At 53.8% G+C, this 1,862-nt stretch carries 2 protein-coding genes; both read left to right on the top strand.

Features of this window, described 5'->3' with window-relative positions:
- Positions 1-1,717, top strand: a 1,717-nt coding sequence (locus tag ACJHYW_RS25155) for a phage tail tip protein (RefSeq protein WP_280741127.1), incomplete at its 5' end; no start/stop codon positions are given.
- Positions 1,718-1,784: 67 nt separating this feature from the next.
- The coding region (locus ACJHYW_RS25150; RefSeq protein WP_155104962.1) for an Ail/Lom family outer membrane beta-barrel protein at positions 1,785-1,862 on the top strand (78 nt) is incomplete at its 3' end.

Below are 1,862 nucleotides of genomic sequence, written 5' to 3'. Positions count from 1 at the left end.
CGTGCAGCATGTACCGGAAAAAGAAGCCATCGTGGATAACGGGGCGCACTTTGACGGCGACCAGAGCGGCACGGTGAATGGTGTCACGCCGCCAGCGGTGCAGCACCTGACCGCCGAAGTCACCGCAGACAGCGGGGAATACCAGGTGCTGGCGCGCTGGGATACGCCGAAGGTGGTGAAGGGCGTGAGCTTTATGCTTCGCCTGACCGTGGCAGCGGATGACGGCAGTGAGCGGCTGGTCAGCACGGCCCGGACGACGGAAACCACATACCGCTTCAGGCAGCTGGCTCTGGGAAATTACAGTCTGACAGTCCGGGCGGTAAATGCGTGGGGGCAGCAGGGCGATCCGGCGTCGGTATCGTTCCGGATTGCCGCACCGGCAGCGCCATCGCGGATTGAGCTGACGCCGGGCTATTTTCAGATAACCGCCACGCCGCATCTTGCGGTTTATGATCCGACGGTACAGTTTGAGTTCTGGTTCTCGGAAAATCGGATTGCGGATATCAGGCAGGTTGAAACCAGCGCGCGTTATCTTGGCACGGCGCTGTACTGGATAGCTGCCAGTATCAATATCAAACCGGGCCATGATTATTATTTTTACATCCGCAGTGTGAACACCGTTGGCAAATCGGCATTTGTGGAGGCTGTTGGCCAGCCGAGTGATGATGCATCCGGCTATCTGGATTTTTTCAAAGGCGAGATAGGGAAAAGCCATCTGGCTCAGGAGCTGTGGACGCAGATTGATAACGGTCAGCTTGCGCCGGACCTGGCTGAAATCAGGACGTCCATTACGAATGTCAGCAATGAAATCACGCAGACCGTCAATAAAAAACTGGAAAATCAGAGTGCGGCAATCCAGCAGATACAGAAAGTTCAGGTTGATACAAATAATAACCTGAACAGCATGTGGGCTGTGAAGCTGCAGCAGATGCAGGACGGACGCCTTTATATCGCGGGTATTGGTGCCGGTATTGAGAACACCCCTGACGGCATGCAGAGTCAGGTGCTGCTGGCGGCGGACAGGATTGCGATGGTTAATCCTGCGAATGGCAACACAAAGCCGATGTTTGTTGGTCAGGGCGATCAGATATTCATGAACGAAGTGTTCCTGAAATATCTGACGGCTCCCACCATTACCAGCGGCGGTAATCCTCCGGCATTTTCCCTGACACCGGACGGGCGGCTGACGGCGAAAAATGCCGATATCAGCGGTAACGTGAATGCGAACTCCGGGACGCTCAACAACGTCACGATTAACGAGAACTGCCGGGTTCTGGGAAAACTGTCCGCGAACCAGATTGAAGGCGATCTCGTTAAAACAGTGGGTAAAGCTTTCCCCCGGGACTCCCGAGCACCGGAGCGGTGGCCATCAGGGACCATTACCGTCAGGGTTTATGACGATCAGCCGTTTGACCGGCAAATTGTTATTCCGGCGGTGGCATTCAGTGGCGCTAAGCATGAGAGAGAGCATACTGATATTTACTCCTCATGCCGTCTGATAGTGCGGAAAAACGGTGCTGAAATTTATAACCGTACCGCGCTGGATAATACGCTGATTTACAGTGGCGTTATTGATATGCCTGCCGGTCACGGTCACATGACACTGGAGTTTTCGGTGTCAGCATGGCTGGTAAATGGCTGGTATCCCACAGCAAGTATCAGCGATTTGCTGGTTGTTGTGATGAAGAAAGCCACTGCAGGCATCACGATTAGCTGAATTTTATAACCCAGATACGGGCACCAGAAATGGTGCCTTTTTTATTGCAGAAAAGCGAGAGGTAATTATGCGTAAATTATGTGCTGTTATTCTGTCCGCAGTAGTCTGGCTGGTTGCCGCTGGTACGCCAGCGAGCGCAGCAGAG

The organism is Escherichia sp. WS3063 (assembly GCF_046486595.1).
GTDB lineage: Bacteria > Pseudomonadota > Gammaproteobacteria > Enterobacterales > Enterobacteriaceae > Escherichia > Escherichia coli.
The sequence above is the reverse complement of the archived record's forward strand: the minus strand, read 5'-3'. Positions and strand labels throughout refer to the sequence as shown.